Raw genomic sequence first — 25,166 nt, forward strand, 5'->3', positions numbered from 1 at the left:
ACGGGCCGGGGTGTCCCTGGGGGGCGTCCCTGGGGGGGCGTCGTGGATCACCTTCCATCTTCCCTGTAATCCGGATACAGTTATCACTGTTCGGGGGACGGGATGGGACCCCGCCCCGACACCGCAACCCGTTGCGAAACAACGAAAGGAACACCAGTGAGTAATCAGATGTACGCCGACCTCGCCGCGTTGCTGGCCAGGGTTACCGAGCTGGTCGCCGACTCGGTTGGCGGCGAGTCGCCCGACGCGGCGAGCTGGTCGCAGGAGGGCACGCAGCGCCCGGAGGACTCGGACATGGACGGCGGCCGATTCCAGGCGGTACTCATCCGCCGCAACGGCGAGATCGGCTTTCTGGCGTTGACCGCCGAGACGGCCACGGACAAGATTGCGGCGGTCCTGGGGGAGCAGGAGATCACCCCGATGGACCTGGTGACCGGCGTGGGCTTCTGGCGGCCCGGGTTCGCCGCGCCGCGAACCGAGGTCAACGTCCCCGCGACCGTCGCGATCACCCGCCTGGTCAACGACATCGTCGCAGGCGACTACGCGGTCGGTGACAAGGACCTCGCCCGAGTCAAGCGGTTGAAGCGCAACAACATGGCCGATCTCACCATCCACGGCCCGTGCGTGATCACCGGCCTGAGCCTGACCAACCGACCGGCGCCGATGCCCGAGCGGTTGAAGGACTGGGTAAACGGGCTGATCGTCGACGTCGCCTACTACCAGCTCGGTACCGAGATCGCCGAGCAGTTGAAGGCGACCGGCGTCCCGCCGCACCTCGTCACGGGCGTCATGGTCAAGGTCTCCTCGGACTGACGACCGTAACCGCTGCCCCGGCTCCCACGCGGAGCCGGGGCAGCGGCCACAATGACACCGACCACGCGCACCGGAAGGGAGCCGATCGACCGTGATTCACGCCGGACGCACCGCCGTCGACAGCGAGGCCATCGCCGTCATGCACGGTCTGTCGCCCGCCACCGCGCACAAGCGGCGGCCGTGGACCGACCCCGGCCACCCCAAGCCGATCACGCAAGGGCGGCCGGTCCCCGGCCGCCCCCGGCTGTGGGACGAGCAACAGGCCAGGGCCTACGCCAACGGCGAGCCGATCCCGGCCCTGCCCACGCGGCCGAACGAGCGGGACCTGTTGGATCGCGGTGAGGCCGCCGCGTTGGCCGGACTCACCCCCGACACCTGGAGCAAGTACCAGCGCACCGCCCGCGCCCAGGTGCGCGAGGGCGCGCCGTTGGTGCCCCCGGCCGACGAGGTCGTGTGCGGGGTCGACCACTGGTACCGCGCCACCGTGAAGCGGTGCAAGCGCGAACGGGCCGCCCGCGCGACAGCAGCCCGCGGCGGCCGACCGCCCGGCAGCGGCGACCGCCTCGCGCGCGAGAAGATCGGCCCCGCCGTCGCCGAGCTGGTGCACGCCGCGCGCGCGAACGACGAGCGGGTCAACGTCGCCGAGATCGCGCGCACGCTGGGCATCGCCTACTCAACCGCCCACGCCCACGTGAAGCGGCTAACCGGCGCCACGTGATTGTCGGTTGCGCCTGACCTGGGGCGAACGTAGAGTGATTCACAGTGGTGAACTCTGCGCCAAACGAGTGAATCTTACGGCGCTCGCCGACCGCGCGCGCTACTCACCGTCGTAGTCGCGGTGTCCGGTCGGTGTGTAGCGGTCCAGGCTCGTGGCCTCCATGAACGCGATCATCCGCGTGAGCAGGACGGCCTCCGCCGCGCCGCCCCCGGCACCCAGTAGTCCATCACGCTCGGCTTTCAGCGCGTCCAACGGCGCGCCGTTGCGGGCCAGCGCGAACGGCGTGAACCCCACCGACTGTGTCTCATCCGTCACGCGGACAGTATCCCGCCGCCCTGACCGCCGCGTCCCCGCGCCGCCGGACGGGGGCACGTGGGCACCGGATGGACCGGCAGCGACCGCCGCGCGCGCCTGCCCCGAGACTGGCCGCGCCGCCGCGCGTTGGTGCTGGCCCGTGACCCGTGGTGCCGACTGTGCTGGACACAGCCCTCCACCCAGGCCGACCACATCATCGCGGGCGACGACCACAGCCTGTCGAACCTGCAAGGCGTGTGCGCCCGGTGCCACGCGGCCAAGAGCTCCAGCGAAGGCGGACGCGCCCGCCGCCTCTCCCGGCCCCGCCCGGCGGTGCCGCACCCGGGCGAGTTGCCCCGGCCGACAGATCGACCCGACCAACACCACATGTAGTCGACAGGTCGGCCCGGGGCGCTCCCGTGCGCCACACCCCAGGGGGGCACCCCCCACCCCCGCCGTCGCCGTGCACCGGTTGGTCATAGCGACTCGCGGTCCGTACGAAACTCCCCGACCGCCCACACGAACAGGGCCCACCCCGCGCACCCGCGCTCACCAGGGAGAACGCATGTCCGCATCTCCGTCGCCAGCACGCGCACCCGCCCACCGGAGGGAGGTGCCCGGCGATATCGACTTCACCCCCCAGCCCGCGGCGACCCTGCCCCGGCTCGACCAGCTCTCCCTCGTCACCCAGCGCCGCCACGCCCGCACCCCACGCTGACCCGACCGTCCCCCTGCTGGTCGCCCCGTGCACGCGGGCCGCCGCCGCCGACGCGGTCATGCGCTGGCACTACAGCGCCAAGACCCCGCGCGGCAAGCTCGCCACCTGGGGAGTCTGGGAACACGGGCGGTTCGTCGGCGCGATCGTCTACGGCCGGGGCGCGTCCAACCACCTGGGCCGCCCCTACGGCCTGGAGCAGACGCAGGTGGCCGAGCTGGTGCGCGTCGCGCTCACCGACCACGCCGCCCCGGTCACCCAGATGATCGCCGTCACCCTGCGCCAACTGCGCGCCAGCTCGCCCGGCCTGCGGCTGGTCGTGTCCTTCGCCGACACCACCCAGGGCCACCACGGCGGCATCTACCAGGCCGGGAACTGGCTCTACAGCGGAACCACCGACCCGCACACCCTGTCCTACATCGTCCACGGCCGCGAGATCCACGGGCGCAGCCTGCGCCACCTCGCAGCAGCCCGCGGCCCCGACGAGACGGCGGAGGCGTTCGTGCGGCGGACCATCGACCCGCACGTGCGGGCGATCAAGACGCCCACGCTCAAGCACCGCTACCTCTACCCGTTGGACAAGGCGATGCGCCGCCAGCTCCGTGACCGCGCCCGCCCCTACCCGCCGCGACTGGAGGTGAGCACCGATGCCTGAACCCCGCCGTGCGCCGGTTCCCGGGTCGGCCGACGTGCTGACCAAGCCTGACACGGACCACTACCGCGAGCGACACGGGATCGTGGTCGTCTGCCGCGACGCCCACCACCAGGAGCAGGTCTACAACCGCCTGCGAAAGATGGGCCTGCGCTGCCGGGTGGTGAGCGTCTAGTGCGGATCAGCGTGCGCCACCAGGTCCCCGTGGCCGAGTCCTTCCGGGCCGCCAAGGTGCGGGGCCTGTTCAACGCCACCGACGCCGACGCGACCCGGTTCCACCTGGACGTCGATCTGCCCATCGAGGACGAGCAATGGCGGATCGGGGTCGTGGTCGGACCGTCCGGGACCGGCAAGTCCAGCATCGGCCGCGCCCTGTGGGACGGCACCGCGTTCTACACCGCCGACGACTGGCCCGACGACGCGCCGATCATCGACGCCATCGCCCCCGGCGGCGACTTCGAGGCCGCCACCGCCGCCTTGAGCGCGGCCGGTCTCGGCGACGTCCCGGTATGGCTGCGCCCCTACAGGGTGCTCTCGACTGGTCAGCGGTTCCGCGCCGACCTGGCGCGCGTCATCGCCGAGCAGCCTGACAAGGTCGTGATCGATGAGTTCACCTCCGTGGTGGACCGTCAAATCGCGCGCGTGGGCGCGGGCGCGTTCGCCAAGGCGTGGCGACGCGGCAGCGGGCAAGCGGTGCTGCTGACCTGTCACTACGACGTGCTCGACTGGCTGGAACCGGACTGGGTCTACGACAGCGGCACGGCTTCGTTCACCAGGGGGTCGGTTCAATTCCGGCGCCCGAGGATCGACGTGGAGATCCGGCAAGGCGGCTGGAACCTATGGCCGCTGTTCCGGGCACATCACTATCTGACCCTGCCCAAGATGGTCGCCGCGAAGGCATACGTGGCCTTTGTGGACGGTGAACCGGTCGCCCACGTCGGCATGACCACCAAGTCGCTGACCACCGGCCCCCACACCGACCGGGTCGTCTCGGTGGAGGCCCGCGCTTCCCGCCTGGTCGTCCTTCCCGCGTGGCAGGGCGCGGGCGTCGGCACGCGGTTCCTCAACCACGTGGCCGAGCTGCAACGCACCGGGCACGGCGTTCTCGACGGCCGCCGGATGACCACCCTGTTCCACACCACCCACCCGCATTTGGCGGCGGCCCTGCGCCGCGACGACCGATGGCGGCAGATCACCGCCCGACTCACCGGCCACAAGACCGGCGACAGCGAGAAGTTCTTTCCCGATCGCGAGAAGTCGTTGCCGCGCACCGGATACGGCGGACACTTCCGGTCGGTGCAAGGGTTCCGCTACTACGGCTGAGGGGGTGGGGTCGTGCGTCTGTTCCTGTCCGGACAGGGCGGTTTCGCGCTCGCCGTCGCCAAGGCGGTCACCGACCGCGGGCACACCCTCGCAGGGGTCGCCACCCCCGCCACCCGCCGGAACCGGCCCGACGACGACGACCCGCTGCACTGGGACCGGCTACGCGCCTGGGCCTACCCCCGCCGCCTGCCCTGGGTCGACGCGGGGCAGCTGCACGCGCACCACGTCCCCGACGACACGGATGTCCTGGTCGCCGCCCACTCGCACGCGTTCATCGGCCGCGCCACCCGCGCCCGCGCCCGCGTCGCCGCGATCGGCTACCACCCCAGCCTGCTCCCGCTGCACCGGGGCCGCGACGCCGTGCGCTGGACCATCCGCGACCGCGACCGCGTCACCGGCGGCAGCGTCTACCACCTCACCGACCACACCGACGCCGGACCACTCGCCGCCCAGGAGCACGTCCTTGTCCCGCCCGGGGCCACGGCCACGACCTTGTGGCGTGAGCACCTGGCCCCGCTCGGCGTCCGGCTGATCCTGGGTGTCCTGGACGATCTCGCGGCGGGCCACCGCGTCGAGGTCCCCCAGGACGAAGCCCGCGCCACCTGGGAACCGTCCTGGTCCCGCCCGCCCCTGATCAAGCCCGAGCTGCCCCAACTCGGCGGTACCGCGCACACCCACCCGGAGGCGCTGCACCGGCCCTAGGCCCGTGTGGGCCGCGCCCGCTCCGGGGGGACGCCGCGTCCGCGTGGGTCGACCATGATCGGCGTCATGTCCCGGTACGGTTCATCGTCGAGCTCCACCAGCTCCGGCGGCGCGCCCCGCAAGGCCAGGACCCAGAAGTGGTCCACGTCCGGCACCTCGGCGCACTCCCGGCACGAGATCCGCACGACCCCCTCATCCTCGCTGGCTCGCGCGATGTAGCCGACCCGCGCCAGCGAGTGGACACCCACCTTGCACGTCGCCGGGATCGCCGCCGCCCTGATCCCCGCGTTGGTCGTTCGGTAGCGCACAGGCCCGTCCGGCGGGCGGTCATCGAACATGCCCGCACCCTAACCCCCAGTCGAACGCGTGTTCTAGTCAGTGCTGTTCGGTCTCCACACCGGCACCCGCCGTGACCAGGCTGTCCGGGGGTGCTCGTGCCGCTGGCCGGACGCACCCCCTCGGCGAACCCGCGCAATCGCAACGCCAAGACCTACGACTGGACCACCGTCGAGAACACCGCCTATGACGGCCCCTCGCCCGAGCTGCCCGCCAAGGGCGGGCGGCAGCGCTGGCACCGGGAGACCCGCGCGTGGTGGGACGCGGTGCGGCGGATGCCGCACTGTCGCCTGTGGTCGGACACGGACTGGCGCTTCGCGATCGAAACCGCCGTGCTGGTGGAGGCGTTCTGGCGTGACCACCCCTCCGTCGCCGCCGAGCTGCGGTTGCGGTCGGCGAAACTCGGCCTGACGCACGAGGACCGCTTGAAGCTGCGCATCCGCTACGTCGACCCCGACGACGGCGAGCAGGTGAGCACGCAGGCCCCGGCCGCCGTGGCGCGACTGGACGAGCGGCGCAAGCGGTTGGCGGGCGACGATGCCCCGTGAACTGGTGCACGCGCCCGGACACGATCGGGCCCGTTCCCTGGGCTGGCTGGCCGCCGCGTGGATCGAACACTGGTGCGTGCACGGCCCCGGCGACATCCAGGGTGACCCGGTCGAGCTGGACGACGAGTTCGCCGGGTTCCTGGTCGACGCCTACGCGCTGGACTCCCACGGGCGGCGGCTGTACTCCCGCGCGGCCCTGGTGCGCCCCAAGGGCCGCGCCAAGAGCGAGCTTGCCGGGTTCATCGGCCTGTTCGAGGCACGCGGTCCGGCCCGCTTCGCCGGGTGGGCGCGCGGCGGCGAGGTCTACCGGTGGCGCGACTTCGTCTACCACTACGCCCCCGGCGAACCCATGGGCCGGGAGATCACCTACCCCTACATTCGTTGCCTGGCAACCGAAGAGAGCCAGACAGGCAACACCTACGACGTCATCCACCACAACCTCGAACATGGCCCGCTCGGCGAGGACCTGACCCGCGACGCGGTCGGCCTGACCCGGATCACGCTGCCTGACGGCGGGGAGATCGTCCCGTCCACCGCCAGCTCGTCATCCAAAGATGGCGGAAAAGAGAGCCTGGCAATCTACGACGAACCGCACCTGTACACCACGCCCGAGCTGCGGCGGATGTTCCGAACAGTGGACCGTAACCTCCGCAAGCGCAAGCAGGCCGAGCCGTGGGCGCTGCTGACCTCCACGATGTACCAGCCGGGCGAGGACTCCGTCCTGGAGGCGGTGGACCGCCAAGCCCAGGCCATCCGCGAGGGCCGCACCCGCGCGGCCCGGCTGCTGTGGGACCACCGGGAAGCCCCCGCCGGGGTGGACCTGTCCGACTTGGACGCCGTGGTCGCCGCCCTGGTCGAAGTGTACGGCCCCGCGGCGGCCTGGATGGACCTGCCCGGGATCGTGCGGGATGAGTTCTGGGACCTGACCAAGGACCCCGACGACGCCGTGCGGTACTTCTTCAACCGGCGCACGGCGTCGGCGACCGCGTGGATGACGGTCACCGAGTGGGACGGCAACGCCGTTCCCGAGCTGGCGGCCCTGGCCGAGGGCGACGAGGTCGTGTTGTTCTTCGACGGCTCTTCCGGCGACGACGCGACCGCCCTGGTGGCGGTCGCCATGGACGACGGCCGCCCCGAGCTGCTGCACCTGCAAGAGCGCCCGCCCGGCCCGGCGGGCAAGCGGTGGCGCGTGGACAAGGCGGACGCCGACCTGGCCGTGCGGCGCGCGTTCGAGCGGTTCGACGTGCTGGGTTTCTTCGCCGACGTGCGCGAGTTCGAGAGCTACGTCGACGCGTGGGCGCTGGATTTCGGGGACAGTCTGCTGGTGGAGGCCACCACCGGTCGCCATCGTCACGCGGTGGCCTTCGACATGCGGGTGCGGGTCGCTGAGTTCACCGCCGCCGCCGAACGTGCCCGCGCCGACTTTCGCGCGGGGCAGCTGCCCCACGGGGACGACCTGCGGCTGCGCCGCCACGTCCTCAACGCCCGCCGCGCCCCCAACCGCTACGGGGTCAGCATCGCCAAGCCCACCCGCGACAGCCCGCACAAGATCGACTCTGCCGTGTGTCTGATCGGGGCGAGGATGGTCCGGCGCCTGGTGCTGGCGTCGGAGAAGTACAAGCGCCGCCACCGCAAACGAGACCGTCACGTGGTCGTCCTCCGCTGAGTTCCGGGGCGGGGGTGGCCATGGCGAGCACCGCCGACGATCTGTCCGTCCTGCACGAGCTACGTCAACGCCTCGCCGCCACCGCGTCGCGGACGCGGCGGCTGGACGCCTACTACGACGGCGCGCAACGCCTCGCCGCGCTCGGGCTGGGCCTGCCCCCGGAGATGCGCCGGTTGCAGGTGGTCGTCAACTGGCCCCGCCTCACCGTCGATTCCCTGGCGGAGCGGCTGGACCTGGAGGGCTTCCGACTGGCGGGCGCGGCGGAGACCGATGAGCGGCTGTGGTCCTGGTGGCAGGCCAACGGCCTGGACGACGAATCCGGCCTGGCGCACCTGGAAGCGCTCATCACCGGGCGGGCCTACATCACGGTCGGCCCCGGCGACGACGGCGCGGACACACCGGTCATCACCCCGGAGTCCGCCCGCTCCATGATCGCCGACGTCGACCCGCGCACCCGCGCCGTGCGCTCCGCGCTGCGCCTCTACACCAGCCGATCCGGCGGCGAGCTGTCCGCGACGCTCTACCTACCCGACCGCACGGTCTACTACGACCGTGGCCGGTCCGGGTGGCGAGTAGTCGACCTGATCGCGCACAAGCTCGGCCGGGTCCCGGTGGTACCGCTGATCAACCGCGCCCGCATCGGCGACCGGCACGGCCGCTCCGAGATGGACGACGTGATCGGCCTGACCGACGCCGCGTGCCGCACCATGACCAACCTCGGTGGCGCGCAAGAACTCCTCGCGGTGCCGCAACGGTACGTCCTGGGCGCGGGCCGTTCGGACTTCGTCAACGAGGCGGGCGAACCGATCCCGGCGTGGGAAGCCTACATCGGCCGGATTCTGGCTCTGGGTAACGAGAACGCCAAGGTCGGTCAGTTCGCGGCGGCCGACTTGCGGAACTTCGTGGAGGTCGTCAACCTCTACGCCCGCCTTGTCGCCGCCCTGTCGGGTCTGCCCCCGCACTTCCTCGGACTGTCCACCGACAACCCGGCGAGTGCCGACGCGATCCGCTCGGGGGAAACCCGGTTGGTCAAGCGCGCCGAACGCCGCGCCCGCGCGTTCGGCTCCGCCTGGGAGGAATCCATGCGGCTGGGGATGCTGATCGTGGACGGTGAGATCCCCCCGCACGCCGCCCGGCTGGAGAGCATCTACCGCGACCCGGCGACCCCGACCTACGCCGCGAAGGCGGACGCGGTGTCCAAACTGGTCGCGTCCGGAATCCTGCCGATCTCGGCGGCCTGGGAGGAACTCGGGTACAGCGCCGAGCAGCGCCGCAAGCTGGCCGCCGCGTCCGGGGATGACCCGCTCGCGCGGCTGCTGGACACCGTGGGTGCCGGTCGGACCGGCGGCCTGGAGCTGCCCGCGGCCCCGGCGGTCGGTGACCGGTGAACCTCGCCGAGTACCGCGCCGCGCACGACCGGGTGACCGCACCCGTCGCGGCGGCGACGGTGTCCACGCTGCGCGGGCTGGCCGGTCGCCCGGTCACCGGCACCGGGTGGCGGCTGCTGCTCGACGTGCTGTTCCCGATCGTCGTGCAAGGCCGCCGCGCGACCGGCGAGCTGGCGGCGCGCTTCTACCTCGACCAGCGCCCGCCGCTGGAGCTGCCCGCGCCGCCGCTGGAGCCGCCCCCGTACCGGCGGGACGCGCTCGATCGCGCGGTGGCGCGCACCGCCCGTACCCGGCTGAGCGAGCGTGCCAGCACCCGGGCCGCGATCAGCGACACCACCGCCACCGTCGTCCGCCACGTCGCCCAGGCCGGACGCGATGTGCTCGTCACCGCCGCCCAGACCGACCGCGTCCGCTGGGCGCGGGTACCGACCGGGCGGGAAACCTGTGCGTTCTGCTGGCTGCTGGCCTCACGCGGACCCGTCTACCGCTCCGGCGACATGACCCACTGGCACGACCGGTGTGACTGCCTGGTCGTGCCGGTGTCCAACCCCGACGACTGGGAAGGCCGCGCCACCTTCCTTGCCGCGCAACGACTCTGGCGCGACTCCACCGAAGGGCTGTCGGGGCGGGACGCGCTGAACGCGTTCCGCCGCGCCCTCGCCCGCACCCGCACTCCTGATCCGACCGCGACCTAGACGGTCCACCCCATCCCGCACCAGCCGGGCCCCCGGCGGACCTGGCACACCCGCACGCCCCAGGAGGGCCACCCATGACCATCACCGACCCCACCGAACCGCCTGAACCCACCGGTTCGACCGGTCCCGCCGAGCAGGCCCCGGCCGACGGCACCGGCACCGAGCCCGCGGCGGCGACCACCGCCGGGTCGCTGGACGAGCTGCCCGAGTGGGCGCAGAACGAGATCCGCCGCGCCCGCACCGAAGCCGCCCGCTACCGGCGCGAACGCAACGCCGCTCAAACCGCGCTGACCGCCCGCGACACCACGACCGCCGATCAGGACCAGGCAGCCGAGGTCCAGCAGTTGACCGCCCAGCTCGGGGCCGCGCAGCGCGACGCCGCCCTGCTCCGCGCCGCGATCGGCGTCGGTGTCCCGGCCGACTACGTCGCCGACTTCGCCGCCCGGCTGGTCGGCGACACCGACGAGGAGCTCGCCGCCGACGCCGCGCGGCTGCGCGAGTTGATCGGCCTGCCCGCCGCCGACCGCACCCGCCCCGACCCCACCCAGGGCGCGGGCCTGGACAACGGCACCACCTCCGCCGCCACCCCCGCCGAGGCGTTCGCCGCCTTCATCCAGGACCGCCTCCACTGACCACCTTGGAGTGATTCCCCATACCACCCGTCACCCTGGCCAACCTCCCCGAGCAGCTTCTCCCGCGTGAGGTCACGGCCCCGATCTTCGAGCGCGCCCAGCAGCGCAGCGTCGTCATGCGACTGGCCGGAACCGTCCCGGTCGACCTGGGCGAGAACAGCGTCCCCACCACCACCCAGCGCCCCGAGGTCGGCGTGGTCGGCGAAGGGGAGGCCAAGCCCGTCAGCAACACCGGCTACGCCGTCAAGGTCTTCAAGCCCGTCAAGCTGGCGACGATCGTGGTCGTGTCGGAGGAGTTCGCCCGCAAGAACGTGGGCGGCACCTACACCCAGATCACCGATGACCTGGCCTTCGCCATCGCCCGGGGCGCGGACCTGCTGACCATGCACGGCCGCTCGCCGCTGACCGGCGCGCTGGTCGAGGGCAAGCAGTACATCAACCAGACCAGCAACCGTGTCACCCTCGGGTCCACCCCTCCGGAAGAGGGCGGGATCTCCGGTGACCTGGTCGCCGGGTACGAACTGGTCGTCAACGACGACACCGCCGACGAGTTCACCGGGTTCGCCGCCGACTCCCGGCTCAAGCCCCGCCTCATCGGCGCGACCGACAAGAACGGCCGCCCGCTGCTCCAGACCGCCACCAACCTGGCCGATGGGATGGACGTGGTGCTGGGGCTGCCCACCGGGTACGCCCGCGCCGTGTCCGGCCGTGTCGGGGCCAGCCCCGACACCGGGGTCCGCGCGTTCGGCGGCGACTGGACACAGATCCGCTGGGGTTTCGCCGACGAGATGAGTATCCGGGTCAGCACCGAGGCCACGGTCATGATCGACGGCCAGCTCGTGTCCCTGTGGCAGCACAACCTCGTGGGCCTCCTGGTCGAGGCGACGTTCGGGTGGGTGCTGGGCAACGTGGACAGCTTCGCCGCCTACGAGGTCGCCGGAAGCTGAGAGGGGCCGTCCCGTGCGCGTGGTCGCGCTCATCCACTTCTACCTCCCGGCGCACCGCGCCGGGTCGGAAACCATGCTGGACGCCATGCTCCGCGCCCTCGCCGACGCGGGGCACGAGTCCCATGTGGTCGTGACCTCCCAACCGGAGGGCGACGACGAGTACACAGTGGACGGCGTTCGGGTGCACCGGGCGGGCGCGGGTGAGCGCACCGTGCCCCGCCTGGTCGCCTCCCTGAACCCGGACGTGCTCCTCACCCACCACCAGGAGACCCCGCACGCCTCCAAGCTCGGCCGGGACCTGGGGGTGCCGGTCGTGCACGTGGTGCACAACAACATGCACCACACCACCCTGTGGCTGCACAAGCGCCCGGACCTGGTCGTGTTCAACACCTGGTGGATTCGCCGCTACTACGCCACCCGGCACCGGGGCCTGCGCTCGATCGTCGTGCACCCCCCGGTGTGGGGCGAGCAGCACGCCACTACCCCCGGTGACCGGGTCGCCCTGGTCAACCTCAACCGCGACAAGGGCGGCTTGCACTTCTACGAGCTGGCCCGCCGGATGCCCGACGTCGACTTCCTCGGTGTCGTCGGCGGGCACGGCGCACAGGTCATCGACTGGAGCGTGCCGAACCTGGAGATCCAGCCGCAGACCCCGGACATGCCCGGCGACGTGTGGTCCCGTACCCGGGTGTTGCTCATGCCGTCCATCTACGAGTCGTTCGGCATGGTCGCCATCGAGGCCGCGCACTCCGGCATCCCCACCATCGCCCACCCCACCCCCGGCCTACTCGAATCCTTGTCCTACGCCGGGACCTTCATCGACCGCGACGACCCCGACACCTGGGTCCGCACCATTCGGTCCCTGCTCGATCCCGACACCTGGGCGGCGGTGTCGGCCGTGGCCCGCCGCCGCGCGGCCGAGCTGGACCCGCGCACCGAGCTGGCGGCGTTCGTCGCCGAGCTGGAAGCCCTGCACACCGAGCACAAGGGACGTTGACCCATGGAGCTGATCAACACCGTGGGCACCCGCGTCCACGTCCGCGAGGAACTGGCCGCCCAGCTCATCGCCGCCGGGTACCGCGAACCCACCGGCCCGACCGCGACCGCACCCGACCCCGCGCCCAGCGCTGCGGCGCGGCGCACCACCACTCGCGCCAAGCGCGTCCGGGGCCGCGGGCAGTGAACTACGCCGTACCCGAGGACGTCAGCAAGCGGCTCGGCCGCCCGCTCACCGACCCCGAGCGGGAGCTGGCGGCCGTGCTGCTCGGCGACGCCGAGACCATGATCCGCGCCCGCCTGCCCGACCTGGACACTCGCGTCGCCACCGGCCGCATCGCGCGGAACCTGGTCGTCATGATCGAGGCCAACGCCGTGGCGCGCGTGCTGCGCAACCCGTCCGGCTACACCAGCGAGACGGCCGGGGACTACTCCTACACCCTCGACGTCCGCGCCGCCGCCGGGTACCTCACCATCCCCGACACCGACTGGCGCGATCTCGGCGTCAACCCTCGGGGCGGGGCGTTCACCATCCGCCCCGCGCTCGCCTCACCACCGGAGCCTGATCGCTGGGGGTGAGCGGCGGGTGAGCCTGCTCGACCACGGCCCCGACCAGGTCGTGATCTACCCCTCCGTCTGGGCCGCCGACGCCGACGGCAACCACGCCTGGCGACCCGGTCCCACCGGCCATCCGGTCACCGCCCGGGTCCAGCCGATCAGCTCCGCCGACCTGGTCGTCAACGGCCAAGCAGTCGCCACCCTGGCCCGGGTCATCGCCCGCGACGCCCCCAGCGGTCCCTGGGACCGGGTCGAGTGGAACGGGCACACCTGGGATGTGGTCGGCGAACCCGAGCAGCGCGGCGACAGCCCCGCCACCCGGCACACCACCATCCTGATCCGCGCCCGGGGGGTGACCCGTGGCAGAGGTGAACCGGCGGGCCGATGACATCGTGGCCCACCTGCCCGAGGTCCGCGCCGCCGTGCGCGAGGCCGCCGACGAGATCGCCGACCGTGCCCGCGCCGCCCTGGCCGCCCACCGTCGCACCGGCACCGCCGCCATCGAGGTCACCCGGGGCCGCACCGACACGGTCGTGTCCTTGGTGGACGAGGGCGCGCTGTCCATCGAGTACGGACACCTCGCGCCGGACGGGACCCGGGTTCGCGGGCTGCGCGTCCTGCGGGACGCCGCCGACCTGTAGGCGGAGGTGAGCGTGGTCCGTCTGCTGCCCTACGTGGACGGCCTGGTCCTTCACCTGCTGCGTTCCGCGCTGCCGGATGCCGTGACGGTGGAAGCCGAGCTGTCCGACCCGCTGCGCCGCAGCCCCTACGTGTTCGTCGACGTGGTCGGTGGCGAGGAAGTCCACCCGGCACAGCTCGGCGTGCCGCTGGTCGAGATCGAGACCTACACCCACGGCCCCAGGCGGGCCGCCGCCGACCTCGCGGAAGCCGTGCGGGCCGCGCTCTACACGGCGTGGGTCGAGCAGACGGTCACCCCGTTCGGTCACCTGGCGTCGTTTCGCACGGTGTCCTATCCCCGGGCGCTGCGACTGGCAGGCCAGCCCACCGAGATCCAGCACTTCACCGGGACCTACGCGCTAGGCGTGCGTCCCCCTCGCGCCTGATCAGTGGCGCGCGTCCCCCGTTCGCAAGGCGACTTGCGGAGGAGGCACACGCGCACGCGGGTCGCCACTCCACAGTGGAGATCCGTACTTGGCGCTCAACGATTCCGCCGTCCTCATCCCCGGCACCGGCCGCGTGTATCTCGCCGCGCCCGGTCAGGCCGCCCCGCTCGATCCGCGCAACCCCGTCGATCCCTGGTCGGTGGTGGGTCACACCTCCCGTGAGGAAGGGTTGACCATCAGCCGCGACAACGGCGACAGCGAAGTGAAAGGTACGTGGGAGAACCCCGCTCTGCGGGAACGCCGCGATCCGGCCACCTGGGCGGTGAGCTTCCAGCTTCACCAGCTCGACAACAACACCCTGGAACTGTTCTTCGGCGCGGGCGACGTCGACACGCCGGGGGTCTTCGGCGTGCAGGGTTCCGCCCCGCCGGTCGAACGCGCCTTGTTCGTGCGCATGATCGACGGCGCGGCAGAGGCCGGGCTGTACGTGTCCCGGGTGTCCATCGGGTCCGACGACGATATCTCCGTGGACGTGGAGAACTTCCTCGCGTTCCCGGTGCGCGCCCAGGTCCTCCAGGTCACCGGCTCGAACATCATGGAGTGGTTCGCCGCCGGTCTCGGACGCCCCGCCTGATCACCCCTTTCCCCATCAGCAAAGGAGAATCGCACGTGTCCGCTGTGATCGGGCTCGACCAGATCCGCGCCGAGGCGCGCCGCAGCATCCAGGACCTGACCGTGGGCCTGGCGGGCGGCAAGGCCGTCTGCCTGCGCAACGCACTGCGCATGTCCAAGAAGGACCGTGCGGAGTTGACCGCGCTGGGTGAGCGGGTCGCCGCCGTCGCCGAGGCCGGGGACGACGAGGACGAGCTGGTCGCCGCGCTCGCCGACGTCGTGCTCCTGGTCGCCGAGACCAAACCCACCGCCCGCGCGCTGCTGGCCGAGATCGGCGGCGACCTGCTCACCCTGACCGGCTTGTTCCGCAAGTACCAGGAGGTGTGCCAGCTCCCGGAAGTCTCGGGCTCGACCAGCTAACCGACAAGGTCGGCGGGGCCGCCCTGTACGCCGACCTGCGGCGCTACTACGGGGTCGACCTCGCCGACCTGTGGCACGGCACCCTGACCCCGCGTCGGGTGCTGTGGCTGATCGAGCACCTTCCCGAGGACTCCGCCACCGTCGCCGCGCTCCGCGGCGGCCCCGAACACCGGGCGTGGACCACGCCCGCTCACCTGCTCGCCACCGTGGTGGACGCCGTCCAGCTCGGCACCTGGACCACGATCGCCGCCAACGCTCGCCGACGCCCCACCCCGCCCAAGCCGCTGCCCCGCCCGACCCAGCCGCGCAGACGCGCGGCCCGGGTGGTGACCGTGGCCGAGATCGCCGCACACCAACAGAACGGCACAGTATGACCAGCTAGTCGAGGGGGTGCGCCCCCTTGGCGGACCCCGGTGGCCGCGAGATCGGCCGGTTGCGTGTCCGGGTCCTGCCCGGAACCGACGCGTTCGGGCGGTCCCTGGCCCGCTACCTGGGGCGGATCGAGCGCACCAGCGTGGTGCGCATCCCCGCCGTCCTGGACGCGGTCGGACTCGCCGCCGACGCTCGCCGGGTCGCCGACACCGCCGAGCGGGCCGCCGCCGTCACCGTCGCGGCCGAGCTGGACGACGCCACCGTCCAGACGCGGTGGCGCGCGCTGGTCGCCCGGCTCTCGGGCGACACCGTCCACCTCAACGTCGAGGTCGACAAGAAGGCGCTCGACCAGGCCCGCGCCATCGGCGCCGCGTTCGGTCGGCTGGCCGGGACCACCCTGGCCATCGGCAACGCCGCTGGTACCGCGCAATCCCTGATCGGGATCGTCTCCGCCGCCACGCAGGCGGCGGGCGCGCTGCTGCTGCTCCCCGCCGCCGGAGCGGCAGCCGCCGCGACCATCGGAACCCTGATCCTGGGGTTCCAGGGGTTCGGCGAGGCGCTGTCGAGTCTGGACGACTCGAAGGCGTTCGCCGCCGCGCTGGCCAAGCTCGCGCCCTCGGCGCGGGAGACCGCCCAGGCGGTCAAGGATCTGCAACCCGCGTTCGGGGCGCTGCGCCTGGATGTGCAGCAGCGCCTGTTCGCCGGGATGGGGCAGGAGGTCACCCGGCTCGGCGGCTCGTATCTGCCGGTCCTGCGCTCAGGGCTCGGCGGGATCGCGTCCGAACTCAACACCGGCGCGCGTGGCTTCGCCGCCTTCCTCAGCTCCTCGCAGTCCTTATCGGACACCGGGAGCATCCTGGACAATGTCCGGGACTCCCTGGCGAGGCTGTCCCCGGCCGGGGTCGCGGTCGCGAGCGCGTTCCGCGACATCACCGCCGTCGGATCGGAGTTCCTGCCGCAACTGGCGTCCAGCCTTGCCGCCTCCGCGCAGCGGTTCGCCGACTTCATCGCCCAGGCCCGTCAGACCGGCCAGCTCAAGACCTGGATCGGTGAGGGCCTGTCGACGCTGTCACAGATGTGGCAGGTCCTGCGCAATCTCGGCTCCATCGTCCGCACCGTTTTCGGTGCGCTGGACAACTCCGGCGGGGGTTTCCTCGCTTTCCTGGTCGACGCGACCGGCCAGCTCCGCGAGTTTCTCAAGAGCGCGGAGGGCACCGAGGTCCTGTCCAAGTTCGCCGATTTCCTCGCCGCCGCAGGCACGGCCGCCTCGGGCGTGTTCGGTACCGCGATGACCGAGCTGGCGCCGGTCTTGATCAACCTGCTGCCCGCGCTGGCGCAGTTCGCGACCCAGGTCGGTGGCGCGTTAGTCGTCGGGCTCCAGCTAGCCGGGCCACTGCTCGCCCAGTTCGCCTCCTTCCTCTCCCAGAACGCGGGATGGCTGGGGCCACTGGTCATCGGGCTGGGCACCCTCGCCGCCGTCGCCGGTCCACTGGCGAGCGCACTGTCCTTTGTGGTCTCCTCGGTGCGTGCGGTGACGATGGCGTTCAACCTGATGAAGGTCGCGTTCGCGACGAACCCGTTCACCGCCATCGCGCTGGCCATCGTCACCCTGGTCGTCCTGGTCGTCACCAACTGGGACGCGATCAAGGCCAAGACGATCGAGATCTGGAACGCGGTGTCGGACTGGGTGGGCGCCCGGGTGCGGGACGTGCTCGCCGTGGTCGGCTGGTTCGGCCAGCTACCGGGCCGCGTCGCGAGCTGGTTCCGTGGCGTCCGAGACGGGGCCGTGAACTCCCTGGGAGAGCTGCTGTCGTGGGTGCGCGGCCTGCCCGGCCGCATCCTCGATTCCTTGGGAGAGCTGGGAAATCTGCTGCTCCAGACCGGCCGCAACACGATCCAGGGCCTGCTCAACGGCCTACGCGAGGCCGCGGGCGCGGTGGGCCGGTTCCTGCTGAACCTGATCAAGGACGCCGTCGGCGGCGTGCTCGACTGGCTGGGGATCGCCAGCCCGTCACGGCGAATGCACCAGATCGGGGCCTTCACCGCCGAGGGGTTCGCGCGCGGCATCGCCGACGCCACACCGCTGGCCGCGCGAGCCGCCGACCGGCTCGCCGCCGCCGCGACGTTCGACCCCGTGCGAAGCGACTTCGACTCCGCGACCGCCGCAGCGGGCGCGGGTGTCACGGTCAACCAGACCATCACCCCGCACCCGGACCAGTCGCCTTGGTCGATCGCCACCGCCGCCAACCGGCAACTCGGCTACGCGCTGCGTACCGGCGGACTTCCCTAGGCCCGGAGGTGGTGCCCCGTGCCGCCCTCGGGGCTTCCCCTCCGCGTCCGCTGGACCCTCGACGGCCAAGAGTTCAACGGCCCGCCCGACGCGGCGGGCCGGGAATGGGTCATCGACAAGGTGACCGGCTGGTCCGCCTCGCCCGGTGTTCGTGACTCGCTGGCCGGGTCACGAACAGGGGACCACGGGTCGTGGCCGGGCACCGTCTACCGGGAAGCCCGTACCATCCGGCTCGACGGCTGGGTGTACGCGCCCACCTGGGAAGCCCGCCGCGATGCCGAACACCGCCTTGCCGCGCTGTGCGCCAGCCCCGCGGGCCGGTACCCGTTGCGCTGCACCGAGGAAACCGGCGACCTGGTCGCCGAGGTCGTCCAGGAGGACGCGACCCTGGTCACCATCCGCCCCGGCGGGTACTGGCTGGACTTCTCCCTGCAACTGGTCGCGGCCGACCCCCGCAAGTACGGCCCCGAGCAGGCCGCCACCACCCGACTGCCCGCACCCTCCACGACCGGCGGGCTCGACTTCACCGCCCCCGGCCTCGACTTCACCGCGCCCGGGTTGGACTTCGGCCCCCAGGAACACACCGGCCGCGTCACCGCCACCAACACCGGCACCGCCGACACCGCCCCCACCCTCACCCTGACCGGCCCGCTCACCCCACCCATCACCATCACCCGCGACACCGTATCCGTCGTGTTCCTGGACCCGATCACCGCCGACCAGCGGCTGACCATCGACACCCGCGCCCGTCTCGTGCTGCTCGACGGCGTCCCCGCGCGCGCCCGCGCCGTGGTGACCGACTGGGACGCGCTGGCCCTGCGCCCCGGCGCACCCGGGGTGTTCGTCCTCACCCACAACGACCTCCCCAACCCCGCCGCGTCCCTGACCGTCACCTGGCGGCCCGCCTGGTGGTGACCGACCACGAAGGGAGCCCCGACCGGTGCCGATCACCTTCGACGGCCTCGACCCCTGGGCGGTCAACCGCCGCCTCACCGAACGCGACGCCCGCTACGCCCTCGGCGCGATCCTCGGACCCGCCCCCGGCCAGCTCATGGGCTGGTCCTCCGGCGTGCTGCCCACCCGCGCCGACAGCGGCGTCATCGCCGACCTCCGCCCGCTGCTGCGCGCCGCCGACGGCCTGGGCGTCACCATCGGCGTCGGGCAATGCGTCATCGAACGCCCCGGGCAAGGCCCCTACATCTGCACCCTGGACGACACCGGCCGCGTCGAGCTCGACCCAGCCGACCCCTCCCTGCCCCGGGTGGACCTGATCGTCGCCCGCGTCTACGACGAACGACTCGGCGACCCCCGGACCGGGTTCGTCATCGAACCCGTCACCGGCCAGCCCGCCCCCGAACCGGCCGCCCCGCCCCTGCCGCCCGGGTCCATCCCGCTCGCACGGTTCACGCTGCCACCCGCGACCCGGCAACTGTCCACCACCATGCGCACCGACCTGCGCCGCGCCGCCGGAACCCGTGGCGGCGTCGGCGTCCTGCTCCCCGGCGACGCACAAGCCGACCCCGGCGCCTACCCTGGCCACACCCGCTACCGGCCCACCGGACTGGAAGCCTGGGACGGCGAACGCTGGCGGGCCGGACAACCCGGCTGGTCCGGCATGGGCAACCGCTTCACCGTGCGCACCGGCATCCGCGACAGCGCCGAGATCAACAGCGTGGACGTCCCCGACCCTGGCTACCCCTACCGGCTCACCGTCCAGGGATCAGCCGAGGTCGTCGCCACCAACTGCCGCGCCGACCTGTTCATCCGCCTCGACACCCCGACCGGCGGGATCTACGCCGTCGGGGTCGGCCCCACCAACGGGGGCGGATGGTGCCAGACCCAGACCGCCAGCACCGGGCCGCTCACCGGCCCCCGCACCGTCTATCTCACCATCGCGCGCCTGTTCGGCGACGGCACATGGTCGATCACCCCGTACAACAGCCACCTGTGGGTATCCCGCGATCCGGCCGGGCCGGTCTAGCTGCCATCGTCCGCGCCGGGTAGTGAGCGGTCGCCCTCGGTGCCATGCCGCCGCACACGGCCCGTGTTCTTCTCTCGCGCAGACGACAGCGCCCGCAACGTGGGAGTCAACGCCCGGATGATCGCCACCCGCTCTTTCGGGGGAACGTCCTTCAACGTCATGCGCATGATGAGCGCCGCACCCAACCAACGGATCAACGCGATCACAGCGCCACCCGCCAGAACGGCTCCCAGAGCCTCAATTCCCACAGCCACCACGTGCCATTGCCTTCTGCCTGGCTGATCAGGACTGGGGCCACGCGGACAGCCTCAACCTGACCAGCTAACTGGTCCCGGTCGAGTCCATCCGCCGGAACAGAGGGCTCATACCAACGCCGCTTTCCGGCGTCGGTGACAACATTGGCCGGTCCCCGCTGCCAAACCTCGGCACCGTGTGACTACCTCAGGCCGTACCGGCGACCTGAAGCGCTGTTGTGGTGAACGGCGGACACCCTAGCAGAGCGGGGGGTGCACGCCGCTGCCCCGCCTTCTGTTGGGTCATCTGCGAACCGGCGAGATCGTCGCCGAACTGGACGCGCCCGCCGACTACACCGACCAGCTATCCGCGCCGGGTTCGGCGCGCACATCGTTGATCTTGGATGCCGTACCCGGGGATGTCGATATCCGTGCCGTCACCGCACCGTGGCGTCATTACCTCGCAATTGCCGACACCGACCGGGTGTTGTGGGCGGGGCCGGTCATTTCCCGAACTCGACGCCCCGGCGCAGACGAATTAGAGGTAACCTGCGCCGGGCTGTGGGCGGTGTTCGATCACCGCATCCTCGCCCGCTACGGCGATTGGGGCTTCACCGACCCGCGTGCCGACCTGGTGCTGACCTATCGGTCGCTACCCGGGGTCGCGCTTGACATCGTCCGCGCCGCTGTGGACCGGCCGCACGGCGAGTTGCCGCTGCTGCTGCCGCGACTGGACAGCTCCGGCGACGAGGACCGCACCTTCTACGGGCACGAGCTGGCGACGGCAGGCGAACGTCTCGGGCAGCTCACCCGCGCCGAAGCCGGGCCGGACCTGCACTTCCTTCCCCGGTACCGGGCTGACCGGTCCGGGATCGAGTGGGTGTTGCGCGTCGGCAACCCGACCCTGGCCCAGGGCGGGCAGTTGTGGCACTTCGACCACGGCCGCCAGCTCGTGGCCTACGGCTGGGACGAGGACGGGTCGGTCATGGCCGATGCCGTGACCGTGCCCGGGGACGGCGTCGAGCGCGGACGACTGATCGGCCGCGCGTCCCAAGACGCGCTGCCCCGGGCCGGGTGGCCCGCGCTCGACGCCGTCATTACCAGTCATAGCAGCGAGAAGCGCCCCGCCGTCCTGGCGGCACATGCCCGCGGCTACCTCGACGTCCTGCGGACCGGTGTCACCCGCGACAGCGCGACCGTGCGCACCGACACCGACCCGCGCCTGGGTCGCTACCTGGTCGGCGACCAGGTCGTCCTGACCCCGCGCCCCGACCGGCTTACCCCCGCCGGACAACGGCGACGGCGCGTCACCGCCATCACCTACCGAGGCAGCTCGCCGCAGACGGCCGAACTCACCCTTGCCCCGGTTCCCGCCACCTCCTGAAAGGCGACCCGTGCCCGTCACCCCCAGCCCCGACGATTTGGCCCACCGCATCACCGCCCTGGAAAGGCAGGTGGACGAGCTCTCGCGTGGGACCCTGTCCAACGCGGTCATCAGCAGCGGCGGTATCGAGGTCCGAGACCTCGGCGGTATCAAGCTCATCGACCAGGACGGGCAAGTCGTGTTCCTCGTCGGTGGTCTGGGCGGCGGCATGGCCCGCCCGGACGGCACACCGCAGCCCATCACCGCCGTCAGCGACGATCGCGGCCGGTGGCGCATCACCGTCCTGGACGACAACCCCAACAGCAAGGGGTACCGGCAGTACGTCGCCATCTGGGACTACAGCGGCAACATCATCGTCGGCGACGACGTCGACTCGGGAGCCGGTCTGGCCCGCCCGTACATCCCCCACAACGTGGCTCGTGCCCGCTATACCGACTGGGCCGCAACAACATCCGGCGACTGGGAAGCCCTCGAAACCGCCACGTTCAACCGCCAGCACCCCTGCCTTGACGCGCACGTGCGATGCACCAGCGACAACCCCGACACGCGAGGGGAGGTGCGCATCCGCGACGAGGCCAGCGGCGTGGTCCTCGCCTCCGCGCCCGTGGGCTACGTGATCGACTACCGCTTCTGGCGTCAGGCCATGCCCGGCGTGTTCGGAGAACACCACAACGTGCACCTCGAAGCCCGCCGCACCAGCGGAACCGGCGCGATCCGCGCCACCTACGCCTACGCCGCAGGCGTCCAGTCCTGACCTGACCTGACCCACCCGAGCCCGTCACCCACCCGGTGGCGGGCTCTTTTCGTTCGTCCACAGGAGAACCACACAGCACATGACCGACTACGGTATCGACCTTTCCCACTGGAACCGCGTGACCGACTTCGGCGCGGTACGCGGCAACGGCATCTCCTTCGCGTCGGTGAAGCTCACGGAGGGCGTCGACTACATCGACCCCGCCTCAGTCAGCCACGTCAACGGCGCCAAGGGCGCGGGCCTGCACACCGGCGGCTACCACTTCGCCCGCGACGTCAACATCGACGCCCAGGTCAACCACTTCGCCGGGCAGCTCCGAGCCCGCGGGCTGCTCGACCCGGCGGCGCTGGCGCCCATGCTCGACATGGAACACGCCGACCTGCGCGACAACGGCAACGCATTCGTCGCGGCGTTCATCAACCGGCTGCGCGCGGTCACCGGCATCCGCAAGGTCCTGGTGTACGCCAACAGCGACTGGTGGACCCACATCCTCCGGCCCGACGAGTGGGCCGACGGGGACGTGTTCCTCTGGATCGCCCGCTACAACGGCAAGCCCGGCTCCCCGGGCTGGTCGCACCCGCGCCTCGCGCTGCACCAACACACCGACAACGGCGTCGTCCCCGGCATCCCCGGCAAGGTCGACCGCGACGCCACCATGCCCGGGTACAGCCTCGACCAGCTCACCCTCGGCGCGGCCCCCGCGCCCGCACCCAACCCGGCACCGAACCCGGCCCCCGCGCCCAACACCTACACCGTCCGATCCGGGGACACCCTCTCCGCCATCGCGCAGCGCAACGGCACCACCTGGCAGGAACTCGCGCGCATCAACGGGATCGCGGACCCGAACCGGATCTTCCCCGGCCAGGTCCTCACCCTCACCGGCCCGCAAGCGGGCCGCTTCCACACCGTCCGGCCCGGGGACACCCTCTCCGCCATCGCCCAGCGCAACGGCACCACCTCGCGCGAACTCGCCCGCATCAACGCCATCGCGGACCCGAACCGGATCTTCCCCGGCCAGGTCATCCGCCTGCCCTGACCCTGGAGGTTCAACCATGACCCGACCCACCAACGACCGCCCACGGCCCCTACGCGGCGCGGCCCGCGTGTTCGGCGGCATCACCGCGCTGGTCGCCGGACTCGCCAACAGCGGCGTCATCTCACCCGCCCAGGGCGGCGCGATCCAGGGCGTTATCACCGCCGTCCTCGTCCTGCTCGGCACGTTCGGCATCGTCGCCGTCGCCGAACCCAAAGTGACCCCGCTGTCGGACCCGCGCGACGACCAAGGGCGTTCTCTGACTCCGAGCAAGTAGCGCATCCCAGTAGCTCGACCAAAACGTAAATCGGCTGGGTCGAACAGCAAGTCTGTTCGACCCAGCCTCAACCGCTACTGACAGGGAGCCCAGATGACACCAAAAGAGTGGGGCCAGAAAGAAGCTGCGAAGTCCCCCCAGTGGAGCGCCGACATGTGGGTCCGCGCTGGCCAGATTCTCGGTGTGGAGCTAGAACTCTCTACGCTGCCGCGAGAGTCGGCACCTGGATCTCCTTCCGCCATCGCAACTCCAACAGGTCGGGATTGAACCGTCCGCCCTTGCCTGCTGGGTGGATGACCACAGCGTGGAGCGCAAGGCGTAAGAATGCCCGCTTCTGCGACAGGTCCAGCGCCACGTCAGGATCGTCAGCAAACCAACGCTCGCGAATGTTCGCCGTGGTCGTCAGCGCCTGCTGTCCCGAGAGTACAAATTTCCGCTGCTCGGCCCTGAGGCGGTCAATTTCCATTTCAAGAGAGCGAACCGTCTCGAAGAAGAACCCATCGGAGATTCCGCCGGATGAGTATTGGGCCTTAAGCGCCGACAGGCGCCTGTGCCTGTCGTCAAGTTGTTCCTGACCTTCCCATTCAACGTCGGCGACGTCAAAGGCGATAACCTCCTCAAGTTTGGCAAGCACCGCTTCCGTGACGTATTCATCGACTGCCGGTCCTTGCCGAGAGGTTCCAGCACACCCTCCATTGCACTTTGGCTGACACGAGTAGTTGTGCCATGTGTGCTTGGGAACCCAGGTGATCCGGTGTCGCGTGAGGCAAAGCGAGTCGTCATCCTTGGGCTTGCCACACCGCGCTAGGCCGGTAAGGAGGTACTTGGGTTCACGCAGGCCCAACTCACCTGCTGTCTCACCGTTAGGGCCGACCGTCTTCCCCTGGCGAGCTTGGAAAATCGCGTCGATCTTCTTCCATTCCGCTGGGGTGACCAGCGCATCCCACTCTCCGACGACCGGGTTTCCCTTTTCGTCACATACGAGCTGGCCATTGATCTTGCGATACCCGCAAATGCGCGGGTTCTTCAATACCAGCGCCACGGTCTGTTGCTTGAATGGATTACCCTCGGCTGTAAGGATTCCTTTCCGCTTCCATTCCATGGTAATGGAAGCTGTCGAGCGTCCGGCAATGAAGTCTTTTGCGGCCTTGTTGATTGCCCGACTGTTGACCGGGTGTGCTGTGATCTTGTCTTCGAGCCATCCGAAACGCGGCTTGCCCCGGGGGACTTTACCTTCCGCCGCGCGGCGGCGATGGTTGTTGCGAGCCCGCTTGCGCATCCTCCTGGATTCGGCTTTGGAGATCACGGCGCCCATGAGGCCCATAGTTTCCACGTCGTCCGAATAGAGGTCTTTTCGCCCCTGTTCGTCCGCGTAGACGCGACCATCTTCCAGGGTGAACTCTTCAACAAACCGCTCGTAATCGCCCGGACGTCGGATGAGCCGGTCCTCGTGGACGACGATCACGCCGCGAATCTCAACGCCCTCTGTAGTCTTGCCGCGACGGAGTGCTACTAGCATCGCCTCGAAGTCTTTGCGCACGACGTTGGGCTTGCTGGCAGACCTGTCGTTGTCCTCGTACTCGTAGACGACGATCCAGCCGTACTCCCTGGCGTTTCGCCTGTTATCGCAGTGTTGGTCCTTGACTCCGTGACGGTCCTTCTCGTCATCCTTGCTGATGCGCGCGTACCCAGCGACCGGGATGAGTAACCCGGCCTTGATCATGTCCAACTCTTCGTCGGTGAGTGTGACGATATTTCCCATA

At 70.9% G+C, this 25,166-nt stretch carries 34 protein-coding genes; 30 read left to right on the forward strand and 4 right to left on the reverse strand.

Going from position 1 to position 25,166, the window contains the following annotated elements; genetic code table 11:
- Positions 1-156: 156 nt before the first annotated feature.
- Complete coding sequence (locus C503_RS0133030; RefSeq protein WP_156893683.1) at positions 157-813, forward strand: hypothetical protein; 657 nt, start codon at positions 157-159, stop codon at positions 811-813.
- Positions 814-904: 91 nt separating this feature from the next.
- Positions 905-1,531: a winged helix-turn-helix domain-containing protein gene (locus C503_RS0133035; protein ID WP_018686513.1), complete on the forward strand. Its 627-nt coding sequence runs from the start codon at positions 905-907 to the stop codon at positions 1,529-1,531.
- Between the two features lie 99 nt (positions 1,532-1,630).
- Here the strand turns inward: C503_RS0133035 and C503_RS0133040 are convergent, their stop codons facing one another.
- Positions 1,631-1,846, reverse strand: a complete 216-nt coding sequence (locus tag C503_RS0133040) for a hypothetical protein (protein ID WP_018686514.1) — start codon at positions 1,844-1,846, stop codon at positions 1,631-1,633.
- A gap of 57 nt (positions 1,847-1,903) precedes the next feature.
- On the opposite strand from C503_RS0133040, the gene C503_RS0133045 reads away from it, so the two are divergent.
- From C503_RS0133045 to C503_RS41775, 6 genes are all read left to right on the forward strand, one after another.
- Entirely contained in the window at positions 1,904-2,218 is a 315-nt protein-coding gene (locus C503_RS0133045; RefSeq protein ID WP_018686515.1) for an HNH endonuclease, read from the forward strand.
- Between the two features lie 172 nt (positions 2,219-2,390).
- Positions 2,391-2,543, forward strand: coding sequence for a hypothetical protein (locus C503_RS46440; protein WP_156893684.1), 153 nt, complete (start codon positions 2,391-2,393; stop codon positions 2,541-2,543).
- Between the two features lie 16 nt (positions 2,544-2,559).
- Positions 2,560-3,195, forward strand: a complete 636-nt coding sequence (locus C503_RS46445) for a Mom family adenine methylcarbamoylation protein (protein WP_483756927.1) — start codon at positions 2,560-2,562, stop codon at positions 3,193-3,195.
- Positions 3,188-3,367: a hypothetical protein gene (locus C503_RS46450; protein WP_018686518.1), complete on the forward strand. Its 180-nt coding sequence runs from the start codon at positions 3,188-3,190 to the stop codon at positions 3,365-3,367. Before C503_RS46445 ends, C503_RS46450 begins: the two co-directional genes overlap by 8 nt.
- Positions 3,367-4,515: a GNAT family N-acetyltransferase gene (locus C503_RS0133065; protein WP_018686519.1), complete on the forward strand. Its 1,149-nt coding sequence runs from the start codon at positions 3,367-3,369 to the stop codon at positions 4,513-4,515. The genes C503_RS46450 and C503_RS0133065 overlap by 1 nt, the downstream gene beginning before the upstream one ends.
- Positions 4,516-4,527: 12 nt before the next feature.
- Complete coding sequence (locus tag C503_RS41775) at positions 4,528-5,217, forward strand: formyltransferase family protein (protein ID WP_018686520.1); 690 nt, start codon at positions 4,528-4,530, stop codon at positions 5,215-5,217.
- On the opposite strand, the gene C503_RS0133075 is transcribed toward C503_RS41775, so the two are convergent.
- Positions 5,214-5,555: a hypothetical protein gene (locus C503_RS0133075; RefSeq protein WP_018686521.1), complete on the reverse strand. Its 342-nt coding sequence runs from the start codon at positions 5,553-5,555 to the stop codon at positions 5,214-5,216. The two genes, C503_RS41775 and C503_RS0133075, sit on opposite strands and share 4 nt — an antisense overlap.
- A gap of 90 nt (positions 5,556-5,645) precedes the next feature.
- On the opposite strand from C503_RS0133075, the gene C503_RS43830 reads away from it, so the two are divergent.
- The 18 genes from C503_RS43830 (at position 5,646) to C503_RS0133165 (ending at position 19,722) form a co-directional block, all read left to right on the forward strand.
- Positions 5,646-6,101: a phage terminase small subunit gene (locus tag C503_RS43830; protein ID WP_018686522.1), complete on the forward strand. Its 456-nt coding sequence runs from the start codon at positions 5,646-5,648 to the stop codon at positions 6,099-6,101.
- Complete coding sequence (locus tag C503_RS0133085; protein WP_018686523.1) at positions 6,091-7,767, forward strand: hypothetical protein; 1,677 nt, start codon at positions 6,091-6,093, stop codon at positions 7,765-7,767. Before C503_RS43830 ends, C503_RS0133085 begins: the two co-directional genes overlap by 11 nt.
- A 20-nt stretch (positions 7,768-7,787) precedes the next feature.
- Positions 7,788-9,155, forward strand: coding sequence for a phage portal protein (locus tag C503_RS0133090; RefSeq protein WP_018686524.1), 1,368 nt, complete (start codon positions 7,788-7,790; stop codon positions 9,153-9,155).
- A complete protein-coding gene (locus C503_RS43835) occupies positions 9,152-9,850 on the forward strand; it encodes a VG15 protein (protein WP_018686525.1) in 699 nt (232 codons plus the stop codon). Before C503_RS0133090 ends, C503_RS43835 begins: the two co-directional genes overlap by 4 nt.
- A 74-nt stretch (positions 9,851-9,924) precedes the next feature.
- The gene (locus C503_RS0133100) at positions 9,925-10,482 is read left to right on the forward strand and encodes a hypothetical protein (protein ID WP_018686526.1); all 558 of its coding nucleotides are present in this window, start codon (positions 9,925-9,927) and stop codon (positions 10,480-10,482) included.
- A 35-nt stretch (positions 10,483-10,517) separates the two neighbouring features.
- Positions 10,518-11,429 carry a phage major capsid protein gene (locus tag C503_RS0133105; protein WP_281170554.1) on the forward strand — a complete coding sequence of 304 codons (912 nt, stop codon included), beginning with the start codon at positions 10,518-10,520 and terminating at the stop codon, positions 11,427-11,429.
- Between the two features lie 13 nt (positions 11,430-11,442).
- Positions 11,443-12,426, forward strand: coding sequence for a glycosyltransferase family 4 protein (locus tag C503_RS0133110; RefSeq protein ID WP_018686528.1), 984 nt, complete (start codon positions 11,443-11,445; stop codon positions 12,424-12,426).
- A 3-nt stretch (positions 12,427-12,429) separates the two neighbouring features.
- A complete protein-coding gene (locus C503_RS47065) occupies positions 12,430-12,612 on the forward strand; it encodes a DUF7302 family protein (RefSeq protein WP_018686529.1) in 183 nt (60 codons plus the stop codon).
- A complete protein-coding gene (locus C503_RS45220) occupies positions 12,609-13,004 on the forward strand; it encodes a Gp19/Gp15/Gp42 family protein (protein WP_018686530.1) in 396 nt (131 codons plus the stop codon). Before C503_RS47065 ends, C503_RS45220 begins: the two co-directional genes overlap by 4 nt.
- 7 nt (positions 13,005-13,011) lie before the next feature.
- Positions 13,012-13,371, forward strand: coding sequence for a hypothetical protein (locus C503_RS43840; protein ID WP_018686531.1), 360 nt, complete (start codon positions 13,012-13,014; stop codon positions 13,369-13,371).
- On the forward strand, positions 13,343-13,624 hold the full coding sequence (locus C503_RS41790) for a DUF5403 family protein (protein WP_033401316.1): 282 nt from the start codon (positions 13,343-13,345) through the stop codon (positions 13,622-13,624). Before C503_RS43840 ends, C503_RS41790 begins: the two co-directional genes overlap by 29 nt.
- Positions 13,625-13,636: 12 nt before the next feature.
- On the forward strand, positions 13,637-14,047 hold the full coding sequence (locus tag C503_RS0133135) for a hypothetical protein (RefSeq protein ID WP_018686533.1): 411 nt from the start codon (positions 13,637-13,639) through the stop codon (positions 14,045-14,047).
- A gap of 88 nt (positions 14,048-14,135) precedes the next feature.
- Complete coding sequence (locus tag C503_RS41795) at positions 14,136-14,681, forward strand: phage tail tube protein (protein ID WP_018686534.1); 546 nt, start codon at positions 14,136-14,138, stop codon at positions 14,679-14,681.
- A gap of 35 nt (positions 14,682-14,716) precedes the next feature.
- Positions 14,717-15,079 (forward strand): phage tail assembly protein, encoded by a 363-nt coding sequence (locus C503_RS0133145; protein ID WP_018686535.1) that lies wholly within the window; start codon positions 14,717-14,719, stop codon positions 15,077-15,079.
- On the forward strand, positions 15,043-15,453 hold the full coding sequence (locus C503_RS47475) for a hypothetical protein (RefSeq protein ID WP_018686536.1): 411 nt from the start codon (positions 15,043-15,045) through the stop codon (positions 15,451-15,453). The genes C503_RS0133145 and C503_RS47475 overlap by 37 nt, the downstream gene beginning before the upstream one ends.
- A gap of 26 nt (positions 15,454-15,479) precedes the next feature.
- Complete coding sequence (locus C503_RS43850; protein WP_018686537.1) at positions 15,480-17,741, forward strand: phage tail protein; 2,262 nt, start codon at positions 15,480-15,482, stop codon at positions 17,739-17,741.
- Between the two features lie 18 nt (positions 17,742-17,759).
- Entirely contained in the window at positions 17,760-18,656 is an 897-nt protein-coding gene (locus tag C503_RS0133160; protein WP_018686538.1) for a phage tail family protein, read from the forward strand.
- Between the two features lie 25 nt (positions 18,657-18,681).
- On the forward strand, positions 18,682-19,722 hold the full coding sequence (locus tag C503_RS0133165) for a hypothetical protein (RefSeq protein ID WP_018686539.1): 1,041 nt from the start codon (positions 18,682-18,684) through the stop codon (positions 19,720-19,722).
- Here C503_RS0133165 and C503_RS0133170 read toward each other — a convergent pair.
- The gene (locus C503_RS0133170; protein WP_018686540.1) at positions 19,719-19,928 is read right to left on the reverse strand and encodes a hypothetical protein; all 210 of its coding nucleotides are present in this window, start codon (positions 19,926-19,928) and stop codon (positions 19,719-19,721) included. The genes C503_RS0133165 and C503_RS0133170 overlap by 4 nt on opposite strands.
- A 595-nt stretch (positions 19,929-20,523) precedes the next feature.
- Here C503_RS0133170 and C503_RS0133175 point away from each other — a divergent pair.
- The 4 genes from C503_RS0133175 to C503_RS0133195 all read left to right on the forward strand — a co-directional run bounded on the left by C503_RS0133175 (position 20,524) and on the right by C503_RS0133195 (position 23,403).
- Complete coding sequence (locus C503_RS0133175; RefSeq protein ID WP_018686541.1) at positions 20,524-21,339, forward strand: hypothetical protein; 816 nt, start codon at positions 20,524-20,526, stop codon at positions 21,337-21,339.
- A 10-nt stretch (positions 21,340-21,349) separates the two neighbouring features.
- Positions 21,350-22,093, forward strand: a complete 744-nt coding sequence (locus C503_RS0133180) for a hypothetical protein (RefSeq protein WP_018686542.1) — start codon at positions 21,350-21,352, stop codon at positions 22,091-22,093.
- A 79-nt stretch (positions 22,094-22,172) separates the two neighbouring features.
- The gene (locus C503_RS43855) at positions 22,173-23,129 is read left to right on the forward strand and encodes a LysM peptidoglycan-binding domain-containing protein (protein ID WP_018686543.1); all 957 of its coding nucleotides are present in this window, start codon (positions 22,173-22,175) and stop codon (positions 23,127-23,129) included.
- 16 nt (positions 23,130-23,145) lie between these two features.
- Complete coding sequence (locus C503_RS0133195) at positions 23,146-23,403, forward strand: hypothetical protein (protein WP_018686544.1); 258 nt, start codon at positions 23,146-23,148, stop codon at positions 23,401-23,403.
- Between the two features lie 199 nt (positions 23,404-23,602).
- On the opposite strand, the gene C503_RS45230 is transcribed toward C503_RS0133195, so the two are convergent.
- Positions 23,603-25,165 (reverse strand): recombinase family protein, encoded by a 1,563-nt coding sequence (locus C503_RS45230; RefSeq protein WP_169514648.1) that lies wholly within the window; start codon positions 25,163-25,165, stop codon positions 23,603-23,605.
- Position 25,166: the final 1 nt, after the last annotated feature.

This window comes from Actinokineospora enzanensis DSM 44649 (genome assembly GCF_000374445.1).
GTDB lineage: Bacteria > Actinomycetota > Actinomycetes > Mycobacteriales > Pseudonocardiaceae > Actinokineospora > Actinokineospora enzanensis.